This window comes from Desulfurellaceae bacterium, assembly GCA_021296095.1.
Lineage (GTDB): Bacteria > Desulfobacterota > Binatia > Bin18 > Bin18 > JAAXHF01.
This window is the reverse complement of sequence record JAGWBB010000025.1, coordinates 1-20,879: the sequence shown is the minus strand read 5'-3', so window position 1 is coordinate 20,879 and position 20,879 is coordinate 1. Positions and strand designations below refer to the sequence as shown.

General features: G+C 62.7%; 19 protein-coding genes and 1 pseudogene. 9 read left to right on the top strand and 11 right to left on the bottom strand.

Annotated elements, in window-relative coordinates:
* Positions 1-4: 4 nt before the first annotated feature.
* Positions 5-1,441: an amidohydrolase family protein gene (locus tag J4F42_07820; protein ID MCE2485405.1), complete on the bottom strand. Its 1,437-nt coding sequence runs from the start codon at positions 1,439-1,441 to the stop codon at positions 5-7.
* A gap of 147 nt (positions 1,442-1,588) precedes the next feature.
* Here J4F42_07820 and J4F42_07815 point away from each other — a divergent pair, with 147 nt between their 5' ends.
* From J4F42_07815 to J4F42_07805, 3 genes are all read left to right on the top strand, one after another.
* Positions 1,589-2,704, top strand: a complete 1,116-nt coding sequence (locus J4F42_07815; protein ID MCE2485404.1) for an amidohydrolase — start codon at positions 1,589-1,591, stop codon at positions 2,702-2,704.
* 274 nt (positions 2,705-2,978) lie between these two features.
* Entirely contained in the window at positions 2,979-4,181 is a 1,203-nt protein-coding gene (locus J4F42_07810; GenBank protein MCE2485403.1) for a CoA transferase, read from the top strand.
* Between the two features lie 52 nt (positions 4,182-4,233).
* Complete coding sequence (locus tag J4F42_07805; protein MCE2485402.1) at positions 4,234-5,631, top strand: cytochrome P450; 1,398 nt, start codon at positions 4,234-4,236, stop codon at positions 5,629-5,631.
* On the opposite strand, the gene J4F42_07800 is transcribed toward J4F42_07805, so the two are convergent.
* From J4F42_07800 to J4F42_07785, 4 genes are all read right to left on the bottom strand, one after another.
* Positions 5,592-6,530: a DNA-3-methyladenine glycosylase 2 family protein gene (locus J4F42_07800; protein MCE2485401.1), complete on the bottom strand. Its 939-nt coding sequence runs from the start codon at positions 6,528-6,530 to the stop codon at positions 5,592-5,594. The genes J4F42_07805 and J4F42_07800 overlap by 40 nt on opposite strands.
* A 9-nt stretch (positions 6,531-6,539) precedes the next feature.
* Complete coding sequence (locus tag J4F42_07795) at positions 6,540-6,734, bottom strand: hypothetical protein (protein ID MCE2485400.1); 195 nt, start codon at positions 6,732-6,734, stop codon at positions 6,540-6,542.
* A 105-nt stretch (positions 6,735-6,839) separates the two neighbouring features.
* Positions 6,840-8,057, bottom strand: a complete 1,218-nt coding sequence (locus J4F42_07790; GenBank protein ID MCE2485399.1) for a CoA transferase — start codon at positions 8,055-8,057, stop codon at positions 6,840-6,842.
* A gap of 45 nt (positions 8,058-8,102) precedes the next feature.
* Positions 8,103-9,308: a CoA transferase gene (locus J4F42_07785; GenBank protein MCE2485398.1), complete on the bottom strand. Its 1,206-nt coding sequence runs from the start codon at positions 9,306-9,308 to the stop codon at positions 8,103-8,105.
* A 189-nt stretch (positions 9,309-9,497) separates the two neighbouring features.
* On the opposite strand from J4F42_07785, the gene J4F42_07780 reads away from it, so the two are divergent.
* The 5 genes from J4F42_07780 (at position 9,498) to J4F42_07760 (ending at position 14,908) form a co-directional block, all read left to right on the top strand.
* Positions 9,498-10,178, top strand: a complete 681-nt coding sequence (locus J4F42_07780) for a PHP domain-containing protein (GenBank protein MCE2485397.1) — start codon at positions 9,498-9,500, stop codon at positions 10,176-10,178.
* Between the two features lie 3 nt (positions 10,179-10,181).
* The gene (thiD, locus tag J4F42_07775; protein ID MCE2485396.1) at positions 10,182-10,976 is read left to right on the top strand and encodes a bifunctional hydroxymethylpyrimidine kinase/phosphomethylpyrimidine kinase; all 795 of its coding nucleotides are present in this window, start codon (positions 10,182-10,184) and stop codon (positions 10,974-10,976) included.
* Between the two features lie 79 nt (positions 10,977-11,055).
* On the top strand, positions 11,056-13,494 hold the full coding sequence (ptsP, locus tag J4F42_07770; protein MCE2485395.1) for a phosphoenolpyruvate--protein phosphotransferase: 2,439 nt from the start codon (positions 11,056-11,058) through the stop codon (positions 13,492-13,494).
* Between the two features lie 243 nt (positions 13,495-13,737).
* The gene (locus J4F42_07765; protein ID MCE2485394.1) at positions 13,738-14,115 is read left to right on the top strand and encodes an HU family DNA-binding protein; all 378 of its coding nucleotides are present in this window, start codon (positions 13,738-13,740) and stop codon (positions 14,113-14,115) included.
* Between the two features lie 181 nt (positions 14,116-14,296).
* Entirely contained in the window at positions 14,297-14,908 is a 612-nt protein-coding gene (locus J4F42_07760; protein MCE2485393.1) for an invasion associated locus B family protein, read from the top strand.
* A gap of 40 nt (positions 14,909-14,948) precedes the next feature.
* On the opposite strand, the gene J4F42_07755 is transcribed toward J4F42_07760, so the two are convergent.
* The 3 genes from J4F42_07755 to J4F42_07745 all read right to left on the bottom strand — a co-directional run bounded on the left by J4F42_07755 (position 14,949) and on the right by J4F42_07745 (position 16,675).
* The gene (locus tag J4F42_07755) at positions 14,949-15,968 is read right to left on the bottom strand and encodes a phosphotransferase family protein (GenBank protein ID MCE2485392.1); all 1,020 of its coding nucleotides are present in this window, start codon (positions 15,966-15,968) and stop codon (positions 14,949-14,951) included.
* 75 nt (positions 15,969-16,043) lie between these two features.
* Positions 16,044-16,445 (bottom strand): type II toxin-antitoxin system VapC family toxin, encoded by a 402-nt coding sequence (locus J4F42_07750; GenBank protein MCE2485391.1) that lies wholly within the window; start codon positions 16,443-16,445, stop codon positions 16,044-16,046.
* Entirely contained in the window at positions 16,442-16,675 is a 234-nt protein-coding gene (locus J4F42_07745) for a hypothetical protein (protein ID MCE2485390.1), read from the bottom strand. Before J4F42_07745 ends, J4F42_07750 begins: the two co-directional genes overlap by 4 nt.
* Positions 16,676-16,808: 133 nt before the next feature.
* On the opposite strand from J4F42_07745, the gene J4F42_07740 reads away from it, so the two are divergent.
* Positions 16,809-19,208 carry a CoA transferase gene (locus J4F42_07740; GenBank protein MCE2485389.1) on the top strand — a complete coding sequence of 800 codons (2,400 nt, stop codon included), beginning with the start codon at positions 16,809-16,811 and terminating at the stop codon, positions 19,206-19,208.
* Between the two features lie 9 nt (positions 19,209-19,217).
* Here J4F42_07740 and J4F42_07735 read toward each other — a convergent pair whose 3' ends face one another.
* From J4F42_07735 to J4F42_07725, 3 genes and pseudogenes are all read right to left on the bottom strand, one after another.
* Complete coding sequence (locus tag J4F42_07735) at positions 19,218-19,469, bottom strand: Uma2 family endonuclease (GenBank protein ID MCE2485388.1); 252 nt, start codon at positions 19,467-19,469, stop codon at positions 19,218-19,220.
* Positions 19,470-19,519: 50 nt separating this feature from the next.
* Positions 19,520-19,798 (bottom strand): annotated as a pseudogene (locus J4F42_07730) (Uma2 family endonuclease).
* A gap of 159 nt (positions 19,799-19,957) precedes the next feature.
* Positions 19,958-20,413 carry a hypothetical protein gene (locus J4F42_07725; protein MCE2485387.1) on the bottom strand — a complete coding sequence of 152 codons (456 nt, stop codon included), beginning with the start codon at positions 20,411-20,413 and terminating at the stop codon, positions 19,958-19,960.
* Positions 20,414-20,879: the final 466 nt, after the last annotated feature.

The following is a 20,879-nucleotide window of genomic DNA, read 5'->3' as shown; positions in this document are numbered from 1 at the left end:
CGCTCTACACGGTCGGTCTGGCCAGCACGCTGTTCTCCACCCTGCGCTTGACCCACCGCCCGTCCCGCTCGCTGCCCACCAGCTTGCCGTCCTCAACAATGATCTTGCCCCGCAGCATGGTCAGCACCGGATAGCCCTGGCACCGATAGCCGTCCCAGATGCTGTAGTCCGAGTCGGCGTGCAGATCGCTCAGGCTGAGCGTCTTGTGCAGGTCCGGGTCGATGAGCACAATGTCGGCGTCGCTGCCCGGCTGGATGACGCCCTTTTGTGGATATAGACCGAGCAGTTTGGCGGCGTTGGTTGAGGTGATCTCGGCAAAGCGCTGGAGCGGCATGTTGCGCTCGGTCACGAACTTGGTAAAGGCAACCGGCAGCCGGGTCTCAATGCCGTTATGCCCGCCACACACGGTCTCAATTGTATCGCCGAACAGCTTGGGTCCCTTGAAGGTCGTATATTCATCGGTGGCGGTGGTGGCCAGGCGACCGTCCATGAGTCCGGCCAGCAGGGCGTCCCGGTCGTCGGCGTACTTGATGGCCGGATAGGTATGAATCGCCGTGCCGCCCGGTTTTTTGTAGTCTTCGCAGGTGAACTCCAGATAGTGGTGGAGCGCTTCGCCGTACACCGGCTGGCCCTGGGCTCGCGCCTCGGCAATGGCGGCCACGCCTTCCTTGGCGGTGGTGTGGACAAAGTACAGCCCCACGCCGGCGTATTTGGCCAGCCGGATGACGGTCCGAAAGGCGATGTCCTCGGACATGTTGTTGTGCACCAGGTGGATGTTGTGAGCCTGGGCGCGGCCCTCGCGCTTGAGCGTGTCGGTCATGTACGACACGATTTCATCGTCCTCGGCGTGGACCGCCATCATCCCGCCGTGCTTGGCCACCTCGCTGAAGATGCCGAACAGATGGCCGTACGGAACCCGAATCTCCATGGTGGTGAAAATCTTGAAGCTGCCGATCCCCTCTTCGAGCGCCTCACGGATCTGACCGATCGCCTGACCGGCGGCCCGGCCGGCAATAATATAATGAAAGGCAAAGTCGGTGTAGCAGTGGTCGCGGAACACCGCCCGGCGGCGGTCGAGGGTCTCCAGGACTGGCCGCCGGCGCTGGCCGCTGAGGGCCGGGCGCGACAGATCGCCGGTGAAATCAATAATCGTCGTCACCCCGCCAAACGCGGCCGCCCGGCTGGCAGCCTCCGGCGGCTGGGTCATGACATCGGCATGGCCGGTCCAGTCCGGCGGCACCGGAATGCCGATGTGGGCGTGGGGCTCGATACCGCCCGGAATGACGATTTTTCCGCCGGCGTCAATAACCCGCTTGACCTCGCCGCTGAGCGTCCCCGGCTGGCCTACGGCCACGATGTGTTCGCCCTGAATCCCCACGTCCAGGCGCCCGACCGCCTGGGGCGTCACAACTTGTCCATTGCGAATGAGTACGTCCAACATGGCATCCCTCCCCGGGGAGAAATCATTGCCCCAACGGCCGCCGGATGCAATGGCTTCGCGCCTCTTGATCTCCCCGCCCAACGTGCTAGGGGGAGAGCAGTCGGGTAGGTGGCAACAACAGTCCATACCTATAAAGGAGGGAGAGTTATGGCAGATACGCGTGTGATTTCGGCAGATTCGCACTTTGTGGAGCCCCCGGATATGTGGGCCGAGCGGGTGGATAAGCAGTTCCGCGACCGCGCCCCGCACACCGTCAAGGGCTATGGCGGCAGAGAGGGCGAGTTCTTTGTGTGTGAGAACATTGCCCCCATTCCGGTGGCCGGATTTTTCGGTGCCGGCGTCCCGTCGGCAGACCTCGCCGCCCATAACAGGAAAGGCTTTGAAGCCGCGCCGGCCAGCGTCTGGGATCCGGCGGCCCGTATCGCCGACCAGGATCGGGACGGTTTGCAGGCCGAGGTGATCTATACCTCGATGGGCATGCCGCTGTACGGGCTGGACGATATCAACCTGCGGGTGGCCTGTTTTCAGGCTTATAACGACTGGGCGGTGGAGTACTGTAGCCACGATCCGAAACGTCTGCTGCCGCTCGGGCTCGTCACCCTGGAAGACATTGACGCCGGGGTCAAAGAGCTGGAGCGGGTCGCCAAGAAGGGCATGCGGGGGGCCATGATCTGGGCCGAGCCGCCTGCCGACCGGCCCTACAGCCACACCGACTACGATCCGTTCTGGGCTGCTGCCTCGGATCTCAACATACCCCTGTCGCTGCACATCCTGACCGGCCGCAAGGGCATGGGAGTGGATTTCTTCAAGGACAACCTGGCCCTCCAGGTCTCGACTCTGCACCACGAGGTGGAGCGTTCCATCGCCGTGTTTGTGCTGGGCGGGGTGTTGGAGCGCTTTCCCAAGCTGACCATCGTGTCGGCCGAGAACGACGTGGCCTGGATGCCGTACTTCATGTGGCGGATGGATTTTGCCCACGGCCGGGTCGGTCAGGCCTCGGGCGCACCGGTCAAGCTGACGATGAAGCCGAGCGAGTACATCAAGCGTCAGGTCTACGCCAGCTTCATCGAAGAGCCGATTCTGCTGGACGGTTTCCACCGTTATGCGGCCGACAACGCCATGTGGTCGTCGGACTATCCCCACACGGCAGCCATCTGGCCGCGTTCGCAGGAGTTCATCAAAGAGACCTTCAGCGGTCTGTCGGACGCCGACCGGCAAAAGGTCGTGCACGATACCGCCGCCCGGATATACAGCATTGAATAATGCGGTGTGCCCGGTCTAGTGACTCGAAGGCTATCGCTGGATTATGGTCAACGGCGAGGTCACTTTCGAGAACAGTCAGGAAGCCGGCGTCTACCCGGGTCCCTGACCCGCCTGCTTCCCGCAGCCATACCGGCTGTGGCGTCTAACCCGCAGGGGCAGCCCCCCGTGGCTGCCCCCCTCGGGCAACGCCCCTCCCCACCCCGTTCCCCTTTTTCCTTGTCTTTTTGTGGTGTGCCTGATAGCGGAGAGCCGACCGCCGTGTGAGGAGGGCAACATGGTCCGGGCTTTGGACGATATCCGTATTCTCGATCTGACCCACTTCTACAATGGTCCCTACTCGACCCTGGTGCTGGGCTTCCTGGGCGCGGAAGTGATTAAACTTGAACCGCCGCGCAAGGGAGAACGGGCCCGAACGATCTTTCCCATCCCGGATACCAATCGGGAGAGCTTTCCGTTCGTCATGCTCAACTCGAACAAGAAAGGCATTACCCTCGACCTCAAAACGTCGCGCGGCAAAGAGCTGTTCCAGGAGTTGGTGGAACACGTTGACGTGGTGGTCGAAAACTTTGCGGTTGGGGTCATGGATAAGCTCGGCGTGGGCTACGAGGTTCTGAAGCAGAAAAACCCGCAGCTGGTGTACGCCTCGAGCACCGGCTACGGACGCAGCGGGCCGTACAGTCAGTTCCCGGCCTTCGACCCCATTATCCAGGCCATGGTCGGGGTCATGAGCACAACCGGTTTTGCCGACGGGCCGCCGCTCAAGGCCGGCCCGCCGATTCTGGACATGCTGGGTGGGATTCATCTGGCGACCGGTATCCTGGCGGCACTGCACCAGCGCGACCGGACCGGACAGGGCGTCTTCGTCGAGACCTCGCTGTTCGAGGCGGCGCTCCCTCCACTGACAACCCAGATCTCCAGCTACATCGCCCACGGTGGTAAAAAATACCGCCGGCCCGGCAATACGGCGCCGAATAACGCCTTTGTGCCCTACGACTGCTATCCGGCCCAGGACGGCCATGTGTTGCTGCTGTGCGCCGACGACCACCGCTGGCGGGCGCTGTGCCGGCTGATGGGCCGCGAGGAGCTGGCCGAGGACTCGCACTTTGCCACCAACGCGGTCCGCCGCAAACGGACCGACGAGGTGAACGCCATTGTCGGCGCCTGGACCCAGTCGCTTCCCAAACAGGAGGTGATGAATCGCTGCGGTGCGGCCGACATTACCTGCGGTGCGGTCAAGGAAGTAGACGAACTGCTGACCGATCCCCACATCCGCGAGCGCGGCATGTTGCAGGACATTGAGCACCCCCAGGCCGGCAGGATGGCCGTCCTGGGCTCCCCCTGGCGGCTGAACGACGAGCACCCGCCGATCGATTCCCCGAGTCCGAGTCTCGGTCAGCACAACGAGCTGGTCTACGGTCAGCTGCTGGGCCTGAGCGCGGGCGAGATTCAGACGCTGCGGGAGCACGGGGTGATTTGAACCACGCTTGCCGGGCTTGCCTCACCCCGCCCAGTTTCTTATCCTGAACTCCATGATTGCTCGCAAGACGCTGCCCGCCGGCCCCAAGGAGTCCGCCGCCGCTCAGCTGTTGGACTGGGTCTTTCGCCCCATTCCGTTCCTGCGTGACTGTGCCCAGCGTTACGGCCCGTGTTTTACGCTACGTCTGCCCCGGAACCCGCCGATGGTCCTGTTCAGTGCGCCTGAGGCGGTCAAAGAGATATTCACCGGCGATCCCGAACAGCTTCCGGCCGGCGAAACGCGTGAGATCCTGCGCCCCCTGGTCGGCCAACACTCCCTGCTCCTGCTCGACGGCGCGCGCCATCAACACCACCGGCGGCTCATGGCGCCGTCTTTTCATGGCGAGCGCATGCGGGCCTACGGTCAGGTCATGCGCGAGATGACCGACCGTAACCTTGACACCTGGCCGACCGGTCGGGCTTTTTCTCTCCACACCTGCATGCAGGAGATTACCCTGGATGTGATCCTTCGCACTGTCTTTGGCATGGACGAGGGACCCGAGCAGGGACGGCTGCGGCAGGGCCTGGCCGAATTCCTCACCCTGGCGGCCAATCCCCTACGCCTGCTTCCATGGTTTCAGCGACTGATCGGCTTTTTTACCAAAGGCCGGCAGCTCGACGACCTCTTGCAGGAAATTGACGACCTCTTGTACGCCCAGATCGCCCGGCGTCGCCAACAGGGCGGGGCCGGACGCGAGGATATCCTGTCGCTGTTGGTCGAGGCGCGTGCTGAGGACGGCCAGCCGATGAGCGACGAGGAGCTGCGTGACGAGATGATGACGATGCTGGTGGCCGGCCACGAGACCACGGCGACCTCCCTGGCCTGGACCTTCCACTGTATTCTGGGGCGGCCCGAGGTGATGGACAAGCTGCGGGCCGAACTCCAAGCCGTCATCGGCTCAGGACCGGTCGAGTCGCAGCATATCGCCAAGCTCGCCTATCTCGACGCGACGATCAGAGAAAGCCAGCGGGTGTATCCTATCCTGCCCCTCGTTGGGCGTCTGTTGCACGAGCCTTTACAGATCGGCGGCCAAGACCTGCCGGCCGGCGTGGGAGTTGCCCCGTGTATCTATCTGGCTCACCATAACCCGGATATCTGGCCCGACCCGGACACCTTCGACCCGGACCGATTCCTGGCCAAACGGGTCAGCCCGTACGAATTCTTTCCGTTCGGCGGTGGTATTCGCCACTGCATCGGCGCGGCGTTTGCGCTGTACGAAATGAAAATTGTGCTGGCGCAGGTGCTGTCCCGGGCCAGTCTGCGGGCCGCTTCGTGGCGTCGGGTGCGTCTGGTCCGACGCGGGATTACCTTTGCCCCGTCGCGGGGAATGCCGGTCGTGTGCGACGCGCTGGCGGCGCGAGGCGGGGCGCCTCAGGATTTCTCGGCAGGTCTGTCTGCCAGCTCGGCATAGCAGTACACCAGGGCCAGCCCGCGATACGGTCGCCAGCGTTCGGCAAACGCCCGCATCTCGGCTTCGGTCGCCTTTTCGGTTTTGCCCAGCAGGCCCTGGACCAGGTATTTGACGACGCCCAGGTCGCCACCCGGAAACGTATCGTGGCGGGCCAGGCCGCGCAGTAGCGCGGTCTCCGCCGACCAGCGACCGATACCTTTGATAGCGGTCAGACGCTCGACGACTGCTTCGTCGGCCACCCCGGCCCAGTCCGCTGCGGTGGCCGGGAGCGGGTTTGTTGTGGCAAAGGTTTGGCCCAGGCGGACCAGCGTGCCGGCCTTGGCTGTGCTCAGCCGGAAGCGGCGCAGACCCTCTACGCTCTGGTCGGCAAACCGGCGTGGCTCTGGAAACGCGTAGTAGGTGCGTCCCCGGTAGCGCCAGCTGCGGCCAAAGCTTTCGACCAGTTCTTTTTTGATCGAATACGCAAACGTCAGATTCACCTGTTGGGACAGGACGGCCATGACCAGCGCTTCGAACAGCGTCGGGCTCGACGTGATGCGCAGTCCGCGAAAGCGGCTCACCAGCGGCGCCAGCATCTCGTCCTTGCGCGCCAGGCGGTAGAACGGTTTGAGATCGAAGTCGGTACACAGCATATGCCGCAGGTGCGCCTCGAACTCCGCCGTCTTGAGATCGGCCCTGGACGGGCTGCACAGTTCGACGCTGAGCCGTGGCTTTGCCAGCGTACCGACATCCGTCACCGTGGCCAGCGCGAGTTGGCGGCCGACCGCGAGCAGGCGCTGGTATTGTCGGCCCTCGATAAGATCGACGTTCTCACTCGCAAAGCGCATAAAGCGCGCGGCGGTAAGCTCAAACGAGTAGGGCACCTGCGGAGTGATATCGAAAGCGTGTCTGGTGTTCACGGCCTTCAGTCATGAGCGGCCGGTCTGCGAGCGGCCGCGTTCTTCCTGAACAATCGACGGCTGCAACATCGGCTCGGGGACCTTGGCTTTGTGGACTGCGAAGCCGCTGCGCTGGCCGTCCAAGTAGACGCGGGCGTCCTCCAGTCCGGCCATGAGCTTGTTGAATGCAGATAGCTTGACGGCGGTTTGCCAGCGGATGGACATGGAGGAAAAATAGGCGCCATTGGTGTCAGCGTCAATGGCGCCTATTCGTCAAGAGCGGCAAACCGGCAGCTTCAAACCGTGGCGTCACAGCGACGCCACGGTTCGCTAGATGACTTCGCTGTCGCGCAGCTTGGCCACATCCTCCCACGAATAGCCCAGCAGCTCGGTCAGAATCGCCTCGGTGTGCTGACCGAACTCGGGCGCCGGTGCCTTGGGATTGCCGGGCGTCTTGCTGAGCCGAAACGGCACGCCGACAATCTGGGTCTGGCCCCAGGTCGGATGATCGTAGTCCACCACGTAGTCGTTCTCGATCATCTGCGGGTCGCTCGGCAGGTCGGCGATGCTGTTGACCACGGTGTAGATGAAATCGCCGCCCTCCTTGAGGACTTTCATCCAGTGCTCGCGCGGTTTGGAGGCAAACACCTTGTCGATGATCGGGACCAGCTCGGCCGCGTTTTCGGTCCGCCTGGCCATTGTGTCGAAACGCGGGTCGCTGGCGATCTCGGAGATGCCCAGCGCGTTACAGAAATCCGCCCAGTAGCGGTCCTGCTGGGCCATGGCCAGGCAGATCCATTTGCCGTCGCCACACTGATAGTGATTCCACAGGGCACTCGGGGCGGCCGCCCGCGGCATGCGTTTGAACTCCGCGTTGAGAATCGTCTGGCAGGCGACGTTCAGACCCTGCAGGGCTGTCATGCTGCCCAGGTGTGAGGTATCGACCTCTTGGCCGACGCCGTATTTGTCGCGGGCCATGAGGGCGGCCAGCACCGCGTAGGCGAGCATGATGGCTCCCATCTGATCCGCAATCCCGCCGGTAATGTTGAGCGGCGGCATGTCGGGCTCGCCGGCCGCATTCATGATGCCCGAGCGGGCCAGGCCCATGTAGTCGAACGACGGCTCGGCCGAGTCCGGCCCGAACGGGCCATAGCCGGTAGCGCTGGCGTAGATGAGCTTGGGGTTGTACTCGGACAGGGTCTTGTAATCGAGGCCCAGCCGGCCCGCCACGCCCTGGCGGAAGTTCTGGACAAAGACATCCGACTTCTCCACCAGCTTGTACACGATCTGTCGGGCCTCGGGTTTTTTGAGGTCGAGCGTCAGGCTCTGCTTGTGGCGGTTGTTGGCCTCAAAATAAAAGTTGTGGCCCTCGCTGGTGCCGATCATGGCGCCGGCAATGCTCATCACGCCCCGACCGGGGTCGCCGCCGACTCGCTCTTCGAGCTTGATGACCTCCGCCCCGAGGTCGCCGAGCATCATCGTCGCGACCGGCCCCTGCTGGAAAATTGTCCAGTCGATGATACGAACGCCGTCTAATGGCATAGCCATCGTCTTCCCTCCTTTGGAAAAGGCCGACCGTCTACGCGCGGTTGGCTATATCACTTCTTCTTCCTTCAGGCGGCTAATGTCTTCCCACGAGTAGCCCAGCCGGTCAATCAATATCTGCTCGGTGTGCTCGCCGAACTCCGGCGCGGCCGCCCGGGGGTCGCCGGGTGTCTTGCTGAAGCGCACCGGCACGCCCACGACCTTGGTCGGGCCCCAGGCCGGGTGCTCGTACGGGACCACATACTCGTTCTCAAGCATCTGCGGGTCGTCGGGCAGGTCGTTCACCGTGTTGACCACGGTATAGATAAAGTCTCCGCCCTCCTTGAGGGTTGCCATCCATTCGTCACGCGACTTGGCCGCAAAGCGCTCGTCCAGGACGCGGATCAGGGCGGCGCTGTTTTTGCCCCGCTCCTTCATGGAGGCAAAACGCGGATCGTGCTCCAACTCGGCTACGCCAACGGCCTTACAGAAGTCCGCCCAGTAGCGGTCGGCCTGAATCATGGCCAGACACAGCCACTTGTCGTCGCCACACCGGTAGTGATTGTACAGGGGGTTGGGCGCGCTGGACCGCTGCGAGCGGCGGAACTCCTTGCCCAGGGTCAGGCGGCAGGCCAGATTGAGGCCCTGCACCGCCATCATGCTGCCCAGGTGTGAGGTATCGACCTCCTGGCCGATGCCGTGCCGTTCGCGGACCAGCAGGGCGGTAATGACTCCCGAGGCCAGCATGATGGCCCCCATCTGGTCGGCCACGCCGCCGGCAATGCTCAGCGGTTCCATATCCGGCTCGCCGATGGCGTTCATGATGCCCGAGCGGGCCAGGCCCATGGCGTCAAACGACGGCTCGGCGGAGTCCGGGCCGATGGGGCCGTAGCCGCTGGCGCTGGCATAGATGAGCTTGGGGTTGTACTCGGACAGGGTCTTGTAGTCGAGGCCGAGCCGGCCCGCCACGCCTTTGCGGAAATTCTGGACAAAGACGTCCGACTGCTCGGCCAGCTTATACACAATCTGTTTGGCCTGGGGCTTTTTCAGGTCCAGGGTGAGGCTTTTTTTGTGCTTGTTGTTGGCCTCAAAATAGTAGTTGCGCTGACCGGCCATGCCGGTCCCGGCGATGCTCATCACTCCCCGGCCCGGATCGCCGCCAACCCGCTCTTCAATCTTGATGACCTCCGCCCCCAGATCGCCCAGCATCATGGTTGAGACCGGTCCCTGTTGCCAAATCGTCCAGTCGAGTACGCGAATTCCTTCCAGCGGCATCACCATAGGCTTGTCCTCCTGTCTTAGGAGCGGACTCTAGCACAGGCTGGTCCCAGAGCAAAACGGAAAAAGCGGCTCAGGGGCGCCTCCCTGACCCCAGTCCTGCGCCTTGCTCGCCCGCCGTGAAGACGCTATACAGGGCCTTGCGCCGAAAGCCTGGAGCGCGTCACAAAGGAGAACCCAGCCGGCATGCGCATTGATTTCCATACCCATACGACCCGGGGCAGCGCCGACAGCAATCTCGATCCCCTGGCCATGATCGACCAAGCCCAGAAAATCGGTCTCGAAGGCATCTGTATTACCGAGCACGATAACGCCTGGAGCGACGCGGCCATCCACGACTACGCCGCAGAGCGGGGGGTGACGCTGTTTCTGGGTATCGAGGTCTCGACCGAATGGGGCCATGTTGGCGCCTTCGGCCTCGACCGCTACGTCGGCGGCATCTATAAGGTCAAGGAGTTACGTCGGGTCATTGACGAGGTGGACGGCTTTCTGATTGCCAACCACCCCTTCCGCTATAAGCTCGACCCCCGCTTTCAGTTCATTCATAAGACCCCGGCGATCGATGTCGATGATCCCGTCTCGGGGGTCAAGGCGCTGGAAGTCTTGCAGTATGTGGACGCGATCGAAATCATCAACGGCGCCTGTTCCGAGCAGGAAAACCTGTACGCCCACGCCGTTGCCGAGCACCTGGGCCTGAAAGGCATAGGCGGCAGCGACAGCCATTCCAGCCCGTCGATCGGCTGTGCCGTGACGGTCCTGGACAAGCCGGTCACCAGCACTCGTGAGCTGATCGCTGAACTGAAGGCCGGACGTTTTTCGGCCGGCCAGGGTCTGAATACCGGCCAGTTCAGAGCCTTCCCCGACTGACCCATGCCTGTCGCCAAAGCGCTGACCATCGCCGGCTCCGACAGCGGCGGTGGGGCCGGTATCCAGGCCGACCTCAAAACCTTCTTCGCCCTGGGCGTGTACGGAACGAGCATTGTGACGGCCGTCACCGCCCAGAACACCCGGGGCGTACAGGCGGTCAGTGAGCTGCCGCCCGACTTTGTGGCCCAGCAGTTCGACAGCGTCCTGCCCGATATCGGTACCCAGGCGGCCAAAACGGGCATGCTGGCGTCCATCCCCCTGGTCACGGCCGTCAGCAAGAAAATCGCCGAGTACCAGATCCGCCGGCTTGTGGTCGATCCGGTTATGGTCGCCAAGGGCGGGCACCCGCTGTTGCGGGCCGAGGCCAGACAAGCGCTCGTTGAGCAACTCCTCCCCCTGGCCCTGATTGTGACCCCCAATCTGCACGAGGCCGGTCTGCTGGCCGGCCTGGAGGTCACCGACCGCCCCAGCATGGAAGAAGCCGCCCGACGCATCAAAGCGCTCGGTCCGGCCCATGTCATCGTCAAAGGCGGCCATCTGGCGCACGAGGCCTGCGACCTGCTGTTCGACGGCCACAGCTTTCACACCTATACCAGCCAAAAGCTGGAGACCGTGTGCACCCACGGTGCCGGGTGTACCTTCTCCGCCGCCATCACCGCCGGGCTGGCCCAGGGCCGGCCGGTTCCCGAGGCCGTCGCCACCGCCAAAGCCTTTGTCACCCGGGCCATGCGCGCCGGGTTCCGCATCGGCCACGGGCACGCTCCCCTGAACCACCGAGCCGGCTGGGTTAGAGACTAAGGCCGGGGCGGCCGCCTCCGGCTCGCCTTGTCGCTGTATCTGGTGTGCGCTATGATGCGCGGCCAGTGGCTAATTCCTCATGGCTGGAGCTTCCAAAAAGACGACCCGCAAGCGCCGCACGTCGAAGACGCGGGCTTCCGCCCATGCCCAGCCCAGCCCCGGACGTGATCTCCGACTGATCGAGGACATCGGAGCCCTGATTGCCGGCTCGCGCGACCTCAAGCAAACGCTCGAAGAGGTCACCCAGACGATCGCCCAGCGGATGGCAACCGATGTGTGCTCGCTCTACCTGCTCGGCACCAGGAACCGCTGGTTGACCCTGTGGGCGACGACCGGTCTTGATCGGGGCGCGGTCGGCAAGGTGCGGATGCGCACGACCGAGGGCTTGGCCGGTCTGGTGATCGAAACGCTGGAGCCGGTCATCGTGCCCGACGCCATGGCCCATCCGCGCAGCAAGTATTTTCCCGAGACCGGCGAAGAGCGCTTTCACTCGTTTCTGGGGCTGCCGCTGCTCGAGCACGACAAGCCGATTGGCGTCCTGGTGGTCCAGAGCCGCAGTCGGCGGCGCTTCTCGCAGGGCGAAATCCGTCTGCTCAAAACCATTTCGTCACACGTCAGTGCCATTATTATTCAGGCCCGGCTGTCAGAGACGCTTGAAACCAAGGAGCGCGAACATCAGGCGTATCGGACCCAGATGCGTGAGGCCATGCAGCGCCTCAGCGCGCCCCAGCCGGAGCGCAGCACACCGGCCGGCGCCCAGGAGCGCACCAGACGCAGGCGTCTGACCGGGGTCGGCGCGTCGCCCGGCTTTGGCACTGGCCAGGCCTACCTGATCCATCCCGAAATCCATTTTGACGCCCTGGCCGAGCGCCGGACGGACGACCCCCAGGCCGAGCTCCAGCAATTTCATCACGCCCTCCAGCGCTCAATCGAAGAGATTGAGGCGCTCAAGGAACAGGTGCACGAGCGCCTGCCGGAAATCGACCGGGCGATTTTTGACGCCCATCGTCTGATGCTGGAGGATCCGGGCCTGATCGACAAGGTCGAGGCCCTGATCAAACAGGGCGTGGCTGCGGAAACCGCGCTCAAGAAAGTCATTGAAGAGTATATCGAGACGCTCAGCCGCGTCGGCGACGCGCATCTCCAGGAGCGGACCACCGATTTGCGCGACATCGGCCAGCGGGTGTTGCGCCACCTGCTGGGTCTGGAAGAGCGGGAGGGTCCACAGGGCGAGAGTTTTATCCTGGTGGCCGATGAGGTGACACTCTCAGACCTGTGCCGGGTTGACCATACTCGGCTCAAAGGCGTCGTCCTGGCCAGCGGGGGGGCGACCTCGCACGCGTCTATCCTGGCCAAGTCGTTCGAGATTCCGACCGTCGTTGGCGTGTCTCACACCGAGTTAATCCAGCAGGCCGATACGCTGATCGTCGATGGCAACTCCGGGGTGGTGTATCTCAACCCGAGCGGCGAGGTCATGCGCGAGTACGGGCGGCTCGACCGGGAGTACCAGGCGTTTACCCGCGACCTCGAAGACGTGCGCGAGTTGCCGGCCGAAACGCGCGATGGGGTGCGGATCAGCCTCGGCGCCAATGTCGGGCTGCTGAGCGACACCGTGTTTGCCAAACGCCACGGGGCCGAAGGGATCGGCCTGTACCGGACCGAGGTCCCGTTTCTGACCTATCACGATTTTCCGAGCGAAGAGGAACAGTTTTCTCTCTACTGCCGGGTTCTCGAGGGGATGGGCGGCTTGCCGGTGACGATTCGGACGCTTGACCTGGGACCCGACAAATACCCCTCGTATCTGCGCCTGCCACAGGAGGACAATCCGTTTTTGGGCTGGCGGTCAATCCGTATCTCGCTTGAGATGCGCGATCTGTTCAAGGTCCAGTTGCGGGCTATCCTGCGCGCCGGAGCGCGCGGCCCGGTGCGTGTTCTGTTTCCCATGATCTCCAGCGTCGAAGAGCTGAATCAGGTCAAAGAACTCTTTGCCCAGGCTAAAGACGATCTCCGCGAGGAGGACTTGGCCTTTGACGCCAACATGCCGATCGGCATGATGGTCGAGGTTCCGGCTGCGGTGTGGATGGCCGAACGGCTGGCCCAGGAGGTCGACTTTTTCAGTATCGGGACGAATGATCTCATTCAGTATGTGCTGGCCGTTGATCGCAACAATCCCAAAGTCGCGCCCCTGTATGAGCCGCTGCACCCGGCCGTACTGCGGGCCATTCATACCGCCGTCCAGGCGGCCAGGCAGGCCGGTAAACGGGTCAGCCTGTGTGGCGAGATGGCGGCCGATCCGCTGTGCACCCTGCTGCTGCTCGGGATGGGACTTGACGAACTGAGCATGAAACCCTTCTTCGTGCCGGTCATCAAGCGGGTGGTACGCTCCCTGTCGGCCAGATCGGCGCGTCGTCTGGCCCAGGAAGCGGTCCGCATGGAAACGGCCCAACAGGTCAAAGGGCGCCTGTTCAGGGAGCTGAAACAGCGCGGAATGATGGACTTGGTCGAGATGTATCATTGACCTGACCGTATTTCGTGCGAATTTCTTTTGATTTTTTCTCATTCAGCCCTAATTTTATTGACTTTTTCGGGCATGGTAGATAGAAAGTGCTGTGTTCATGGGGGCTGGACGCCCGAGCGTGATGCCCTGGGCTCGATAGCCCTTGCACGTTCACAGTCACGAGAAGTCCAAAGGCTTGTTAGCTGTAGGAGAAGGGAGAGTGGTGTTATGCCGAGGTCTACGACGCAGTCCACGCCGAAGTCTATGACGAAGACAGAGATGGTGAAGAAGTTGGCGGATGATTGGGGTGGGATCCCCAACCGCCAGGCGGATGATACCCTGACGGCCTTTATCTCCTTTATCACCAAAACCGTCAAAAAAGACAAAGTGCTGAAAGTTCCGAACCTGGGCACCTTCCGGCTCAGGCAGCTCAAAGCGCGGACGGGCCGCAACCCACAGACCGGTGATCCCATCCGCATCAAAGCGCGGAAAAAAGTGGCTTTCACTCCGTCCAAGGCCTTCAAAGAGGGCATTCTGGGCGCGCCCAGAACGGCGGCCAAAAAAGCGACGACCAGCCGCTCAACGGCGGCCAAAAAAACAACAACCAGCCGCTCCAGGGCCAGGTCGACGGCCAGCCGGTAAACAAGAAGGGGGCCGAACATTCCTTTTTGTTCGGCCTCCTCCATACCATACCCCCCATCCCCGTGGGATATTCACCGGGACCAGCCTAGTCCAGATTTTTGTTTCAGCGCAGTTGAACAGCGGTCACCACTCGACTGTCCTGGGTCGTCGGCTGATCGGACCAGGGCAGTGAGGAGAGAGCATGCGAGCGTTTCTGTGCGGTCTGCGCGGCCTTGTGGTTGCGTTTCTTGTTTGGGGCGTCCATGCGCCCGCCCTGGCGCAAACGACAGACCCGGACGCCGCCACGTCCCAGGCCGGCCAGCCCCAGGATCGGCCTGGGCCTGTCGCCCTCGGCACCTTTTCGGAAACCCATGGGGACTGGCTCGTGGAGTGTACGATGCGCGAAACCACGGCCGGCCAGCAGAGTCGTCAGTGTGGGATGGAGCAGCGGCTCGCCCTACACGACGAGGAGTCGGGCCAGACCCGGCAGCTGTTGACGGTGACGCTGACATTGCCGCAGCCGGACGGCGCGGCCATGAGCGTTCTGACCCCCTTGGGCCTGCTCCTCGACCGGGGCGTCGAGCTTGAGATTGATACGGGGAGAGGCTTCCGGCTGCCCTTTCGGACCTGTCTGTCTGTTGGCTGCCTGGCTCAGGGCCAGCTGACCGGGGAAGTCCTGGACCAACTCGGTGGAGGAAAAATCCTGACCGCACGGATGGTCGAATCGACCGGGAAACAACTCTTACAGGTGCAGGTTTCGCTTGAGGGATTTGCGGCGGCCTCGGCGCGTTTGCAGGAGGCGGTCGCCCAATAAGCCGGCCGGTGTATGAAACGCGGAGCGGCAGCGCCCTTCTTCACTTGGAGAGGAGGGTCCTGGCCCGCTCGAACAGCAGGGACACCGAGGGGGCAATCACCTCCCACTCCGGATCGTGGCGTTTGCCGCGCCGATGAAGCATGACGTTAAAGCCGCTGATCACGCCAAAGCGGTAGCCCGCCAGGGCCTGATACCAGGCACTGTCAGCTACCCTGCGCTGCATGCCCTCTTCGTAGCGGCCAATCAGATCCTGAGCGGCCGGAGCGGCTTCGATCGGACGATGGCCGGCCTCCCAGCTCTCGGGATCGGTGAACACCAGCAGCCAGCCGAGATCGAGCAGATGGCCGCTGATGCCCGAGATTTCCCAGTCCAGCAGGGCAACCAGGCGGTCCCCGTCAAACAGAAAGTTTGTCCCCTGAAAGTCGCCGTGAAACAGCCCCACGGGCGGCGTGGCGGGTTGACTGGCCAGCAGCAGCTCGCGGACTGCCTGCCCCTGACTGACCCACTGCGGCTCTGCGGCTTTGGCCAGAATGCTGTCCCAAAAGCGGATTTCGGTCTCCAAAGAACGCGGCTGTTCCCAGCCCGCCAGGTCGGTTTGCCAGTCCAGACTGTGGACCTGGACCAGAGCATCGACCGCCTGATGATACAGCCCGGCGACCGCCGATGGGCTGGTATCGAACGACGGGTCCGGCTCCCAGACGTTAAAGGTCCGGCCCGGCAGCCGCTCAACCATGATGTAGGGCACCTCGAACCAGCGCAGGTCAGCCCCCGACCAGCGGACGGTGGGCACCGGCACGCCCCGTTGTTTCAGCGCCTGCAGCAGCGGAACCTGGCGCAGCACATCGGTATTGCCGCTCTGCCGCACGCCCTTGGGCGGCAGGCGCATGACCAGCGATTCGTTGCGCGCTTGGCCGTCGCGAGAGAAATCGACCCGAAAGCCAAAGCTGAGGCCGGCGTGACCGGGCATGACCTCCACCTGGCTGACCGAGGCATCTTTGCCGTAATGCGCTGTGGCGAAGTCTTGGAGCTGTTGGGTGAGGACTGCTAAATCGACTGCCATTGCTGCCTCCTGTTTGCTACAGCCTCCGCATCATGCCCTATTCTCCCCTGTCTACTCAAGCCTGCCGCGTCCTGCTCAGCGCCGTGCGTCAATGGTACGGACATGTGGGTAGTGAAGAATCCGTTCATCGGCAGTCAGCAGGGTCAGCCGGTGAATACGCGCGGCAGCGACGAGGATGCGATCCGCCGGATCTTTGTGAAAGGCGGATGGCAAAGCGTAGGCTTCCGCTGCAATCTCGTGCGTGAGCGGCAGGGTTGTTGCGGCCAGCTCCCTCAGGGATTGCTCGATCCAGTCACGCAAGGGCATGGCCAGGGAAATCGTTCCGACCGCCAGGAGGCGGGCCAACTCCAGCGTGGATATGGTACAGATCGTGTTGGTGTACTGGGGAGTGAGGAGGGCCTGTACCGAGCGTTGTCCGAGTTTCTCAGGCTGTCCCTGCGACCAGATCCAGACATGGGTATCGAGCAGCAGGGTCACGCGAGCATGTCCCAATCGTCTGCCGAGTCTGCCTGGATCAAGTCGCCGTAAATCTCCATCTTGCCCTTCAGTCCACCCAGCTGTTTGCCGGCTGGATTCTCTGCGGCCGGCTGGATAAGCACCAGAGGCTTGCTGCGGAGGGTGATCAGCATTGGCTCACGCGTCCGCTGCACTTCCTTCAGCGCGGCAATACACTTGGCCTTGAATTCAGACACGACCATGGTCTTCATATGGGGAACCTTAACCAGGTCAGGTGACGTGGTCAAGTGAAGCCTGGACGAGGTGATATTTTCTCGGTCGGGCAGTTGAGCACGAACCCCGAAGTGTGTAAGCCTAGCCTATCCATACGAGAAGGAGTGTGTCATGCGAGGACTCGAAGGGGTGCGGGTGCTGGAGCTGGGCGAGATGGTGTCCGCAGCCTATGCCAGCAAGCTGATCGGCGATCTGGGCGCCGAGGTCATCAAGGTCGAGGAGCCCGGCGGCGATCCCGCCCGCCAGCGGGGGCCCTTCCCCGACGACCGTGTCGATGCGGAAAAAAGCGGAACGTTTCTGGCGCTCAATACCAACAAACGCGGGGTCAGCCTTGACCTCGTTCGAGACGCCACCGCCCTCCGGCAACTCGTTGCCGAGACCGATATCCTCATCCACAACTATCCGCCCCGTCGCATGGCCGAATTGGGTATTGCCTATGAGCCGTTTCGCCAGCTCAACCCCCGGCTGGTGATGTGCTCCATCACGCCGTTCGGGCTGACAGGTCCGCACAAGGACTATCACGCCTACGAACTCACCACCGCCCACGGCGGCGGCTGGGCGTGGCTCAGTCCGGGCGCGTCGGAGCGGCCCGAGCTGCCGCCCCTCAAGGCGGCCGGCCACCAGACCGATCTGCAGGCCGGCCTGACCGCGGCCATGGTCTCAATGGCGGCCTACGCCAGAACGCTGGAGACCGGGCAGGGGGAGCACATCGATCTGTCGGTCCAGGAATACGTGGCATCTTTCCTGGAACAGAACTTTGTCTACTACAGCTATATGGGCCAGGTCGCCTCGCGCCTGGGCCAGCGGCTCCTCGCGCCGTGGGGCATGTTTGCCTGCCGGGACGGGCTGATTTTTATGGTGACGGTCGAGCAGGACCAGTGGCTACGCCTCGTCGAGCTGATGGGCAACCCGGAGTGGGCCAGCTGGGAGATTTTCCAGGACCCGTTCATGCGGGCTCAGAACTGGGACGTGCTCAAACCCTATCTGGACGAATGGATGCAGACCTGGACGGTCGAGGAGCTGTTCAAGGCCGGACAGGAGCGACGGATCTGTTTTGCCCCGGTGTACAGCCTGGAGCAGCTGCCCAGGCAACGGCAGCTCCAGGACAGAAACATTTTTGTCGAGGTGAGCCATCCTGCCGCCGGGACCCTCAGCCATCTCGGCCCGCCGTACCGTTTTCAGGACGACTGGTGGCAGATCACCCGTCCGGCCCCCCTGCTCGGCGAGCATACCCGGGAAATCCTGAACCGGCCGGCGCGCTCCGCGTCTCCGCCCACCCGTCCCCAGGCTTCAGCTCCTCGCCTGCCGCTTGAGGGCATTCGCGTCGTGGATTTCAGCTGGGCCTGGGCCGGCCCGTTCTGCGCTATGCAACTCGCCCATCTGGGCGCCGAGGTGATTCGGGTCGAGTCCCAGGCCCGGCCCGACCTGGGTCGGCGGGTGCCGATCTATCCGACTGGGATGGAGCCCGGCCTGAACCGCTCTGGTTATGCCAATCAGTGGCACCAGGGCAAAAAGAGTACCCTGCTCAACCTGAGCAAGCCGCAGGCCATCCCCATCGCCAAAGCCCTCATCGAAACGTCCGATGTGGTGGTCGAAAACTACGCCACCGGCGTCATGGAGCGTCTGGGGCTGGGCTATGCAGAGCTGAAGCAGCGCAATCCCGGCCTCATCATGGCCTCCATTTCGGGCTATGGACATACCGGCCCGCAAAAGAACTATATGGGCTACGGTCCGGCGATCGTGCCCCTGACCGGGCTGTCGTCTCTGACCGGCTATGCGGACGGCGGACCGAGCGAGGTCGGCATTTCCTACGGTGATCCCAACGGCGGTTTGAACGCGGCGGTGGCCATCGCCGCAGCCGTCATTGCCAAAAAGCGGACCGGCCAGGGCCAGTATATTGACGTGTCGCTGTGGGAGTCGATGGCGGTCCTGATCTTTGAGGGCTGGATGGACTACGCCATGAATCAACGCCAGCCGGAACGCATCGGCAACCGCGACCCCCTGATGGCTCCCCATAATTGTTTCCGGTGTGCCGGACAGGACGAGTGGGTCAGCATTGCCTGCGGCACGGACGGCGAGTGGCGGGCGCTGTGTCAGACCATCGGCAGGTCCGAATTGGCCGGCGACGCGCGTTTCCAGACCGCCGCTGCGCGCAAGGCCAACGAAGACGCCTTGGAGGAGCTGTTGACCGCCTGGACCCAAGGCCGAGACAAGTGGCAGGTGACCAAGACCCTGCAAGCCGCGGGAGTCGCGGCCTTTCCGTCCATGACCAGCAAAGACCTGGCCGACGATCCACACTTGAACGCACGCGGTTTTTTTGCCCGCCTGGAGCACCCCGAGGTGGGCGTCCGCGCCCACACGGCTATGCCCTGGCGGCTGAGCAATTCGCCCAACGGGGTGCGCACGCCCGCCCCGCTGATCGGCAACGACACCGACTATGTGATGCGGGATCTGCTGGGCTACTCGGCCCAAGAAGTCGCCGAGCTGAAGGACGCCGAGGTGTTGTATTAGGCCGGAGAATCAGGCGGCTGGCTCTGCAAACACCCGGTCATAGACAGCGGCAAGGCGCAGTGTGCAATCGATCGTCGGCAGGCTGATAAGCGCGTGTAGCTGGCTGGCTTCGGACAGCAGCCAGCGCCCGTCCGCCTGTCGGCGGTAGTGCTCAAGGTGGGGCTTGTCTTGTGAGATGAGGAGATATTCGGCCAGCGACGGCAGTCGGCGGCAGTGCTCGGCCTTCTCGCCCCGGTCATACGCTTCGGTCGAGCTGGACAACACCTCAACGAGCAGCGTTGGATTGAGCAGGTATCGAGGTGGGCGTCCTCAAGCTGGGCTTCCCCACACACGGCGACCACATCGGGATAGGTATACAGTCCGGTCGGGCTGACCTTGACCCGCATATCGTTGGCGTAGACTTTACACGGACGGCCACGAAACTGGGCGTGGAGGGCGGCAGCGACATTCATTACGATTAAATTATGCTCCTCGCTGGCCCCCGACATGGCGAAGATTTCGCCATTGACGTATTCGCTCTTGTATTCGGCTTTTCGCTCAAGCTTCAGGTATTCCTGTGGAGAATAACGGGCTTGCGGCTGTCCTGACATAAGGCTCTGACTCCCCGTGCTGCCCAGCCAAGCCTGAATGCGCACCTGTGTCAAGCAGTCTTGCGCATCTCCTGCGATCCTTCCCAACCCTCCTCTTTCCCTTCTGTTGCGAGCTGGAAAAGATCACGTGTCTTCGGTTTTCTCCGCCCACGCCGCGCGTTATTGCGCCGTATCCGCGTCTCCGCCCGGACCCTGACCGGACGCGGCGTGTTTGTGGGCGAAACGCATCAGGCTCGCTAGGGCGGTCCGAAAGTCCGGGTCATCCAGCCTGCCCAGCACTTCCCCGATAGAGCGCAGCAATTGATGGTCGGCACGACTCAGACCAGCTTCCCGAACGACACCGGCAGAGGCCACCGATCTCTCGCCTTGCTCTTGCAGCTCTGGGTAGGGGGTAGCCTCGGATCGTGCAGGCTGCGGGCCCGTTTCGCGTAGCGGGCCAACGTAAAATTCCAGACCAAGCACCCGACACAGCGCCTGAAGAGTCGATACGCGCAGGTCTAAGCCACGCTTGAGGCTCCGAATGGCACTTTCATGGCCTACCGCGTCAATCGACACCTCTCTCCCCGAGCGTCCGCTTTGGGCCAAAGCCTCAAGAAGAGCCTCTGTATAGGTCATATATTCCCTATAGCAATTTTTTTGCTTGACACTAAGGGAATACATGCCTTATACATGGGGCATGTATTCCCTATATCTGGATGCCTTAGACGACTCCTTGGTCACGCTGGCCGATCTGTATGCGGCCAAAATAGGGGTGAGCTTATGGCGGGTGGGACACTTGGCTGCGAGCCGTGGCTCATTCTTTGTTGATCTCAAAAAGAAGAACCGTCATTGCCAAACCAACACCTATCTTCGCGTGCTGCTCTGGTTCTTGGAGCACTGGCCCGAAGACCTGCCCTGGCCTTCGGACATTCCCTGCATACGGCCGTCCCGGGTAACAGACTGATTTTCCTTCGCTTTCAGAGGAGAATTGCACTCGTTGGCCTGTCGACTTTCGCCTGACATCCATTACTTGCCCATCTGAAACCGCGTGGGTGCAAGGCCGGAACCCCTGGATTCCGTTCCCCCTCCATCCAGGCTACCT

Excerpts from the sequence above, each read along its gene's own strand:
- J4F42_07820 (MCE2485405.1), bottom strand. The coding sequence starts at position 1,441 with ATGTTGGACGTACTCATTCGCAATGGACAAGTTGTGACGCCCCAGGCG.
- J4F42_07815 (MCE2485404.1), top strand. The coding sequence starts at position 1,589 with ATGGCAGATACGCGTGTGATTTCGGCAGATTCGCACTTTGTGGAGCCC.
- J4F42_07810 (MCE2485403.1), top strand. The coding sequence starts at position 2,979 with ATGGTCCGGGCTTTGGACGATATCCGTATTCTCGATCTGACCCACTTC.
- J4F42_07805 (MCE2485402.1), top strand. The coding sequence starts at position 4,234 with ATGATTGCTCGCAAGACGCTGCCCGCCGGCCCCAAGGAGTCCGCCGCC.
- J4F42_07795 (MCE2485400.1), bottom strand. The coding sequence starts at position 6,734 with ATGTCCATCCGCTGGCAAACCGCCGTCAAGCTATCTGCATTCAACAAG.
- J4F42_07790 (MCE2485399.1), bottom strand. The coding sequence starts at position 8,057 with ATGGCTATGCCATTAGACGGCGTTCGTATCATCGACTGGACAATTTTC.
- J4F42_07785 (MCE2485398.1), bottom strand. The coding sequence starts at position 9,308 with ATGCCGCTGGAAGGAATTCGCGTACTCGACTGGACGATTTGGCAACAG.
- J4F42_07780 (MCE2485397.1), top strand. The coding sequence starts at position 9,498 with ATGCGCATTGATTTCCATACCCATACGACCCGGGGCAGCGCCGACAGC.
- thiD (MCE2485396.1), top strand. The coding sequence starts at position 10,182 with ATGCCTGTCGCCAAAGCGCTGACCATCGCCGGCTCCGACAGCGGCGGT.
- ptsP (MCE2485395.1), top strand. The coding sequence starts at position 11,056 with ATGGCTGGAGCTTCCAAAAAGACGACCCGCAAGCGCCGCACGTCGAAG.
- J4F42_07765 (MCE2485394.1), top strand. The coding sequence starts at position 13,738 with ATGACGAAGACAGAGATGGTGAAGAAGTTGGCGGATGATTGGGGTGGG.
- J4F42_07760 (MCE2485393.1), top strand. The coding sequence starts at position 14,297 with ATGCGAGCGTTTCTGTGCGGTCTGCGCGGCCTTGTGGTTGCGTTTCTT.
- J4F42_07755 (MCE2485392.1), bottom strand. The coding sequence starts at position 15,968 with ATGGCAGTCGATTTAGCAGTCCTCACCCAACAGCTCCAAGACTTCGCC.
- J4F42_07745 (MCE2485390.1), bottom strand. The coding sequence starts at position 16,675 with ATGAAGACCATGGTCGTGTCTGAATTCAAGGCCAAGTGTATTGCCGCG.
- J4F42_07740 (MCE2485389.1), top strand. The coding sequence starts at position 16,809 with ATGCGAGGACTCGAAGGGGTGCGGGTGCTGGAGCTGGGCGAGATGGTG.
- J4F42_07725 (MCE2485387.1), bottom strand. The coding sequence starts at position 20,413 with ATGACCTATACAGAGGCTCTTCTTGAGGCTTTGGCCCAAAGCGGACGC.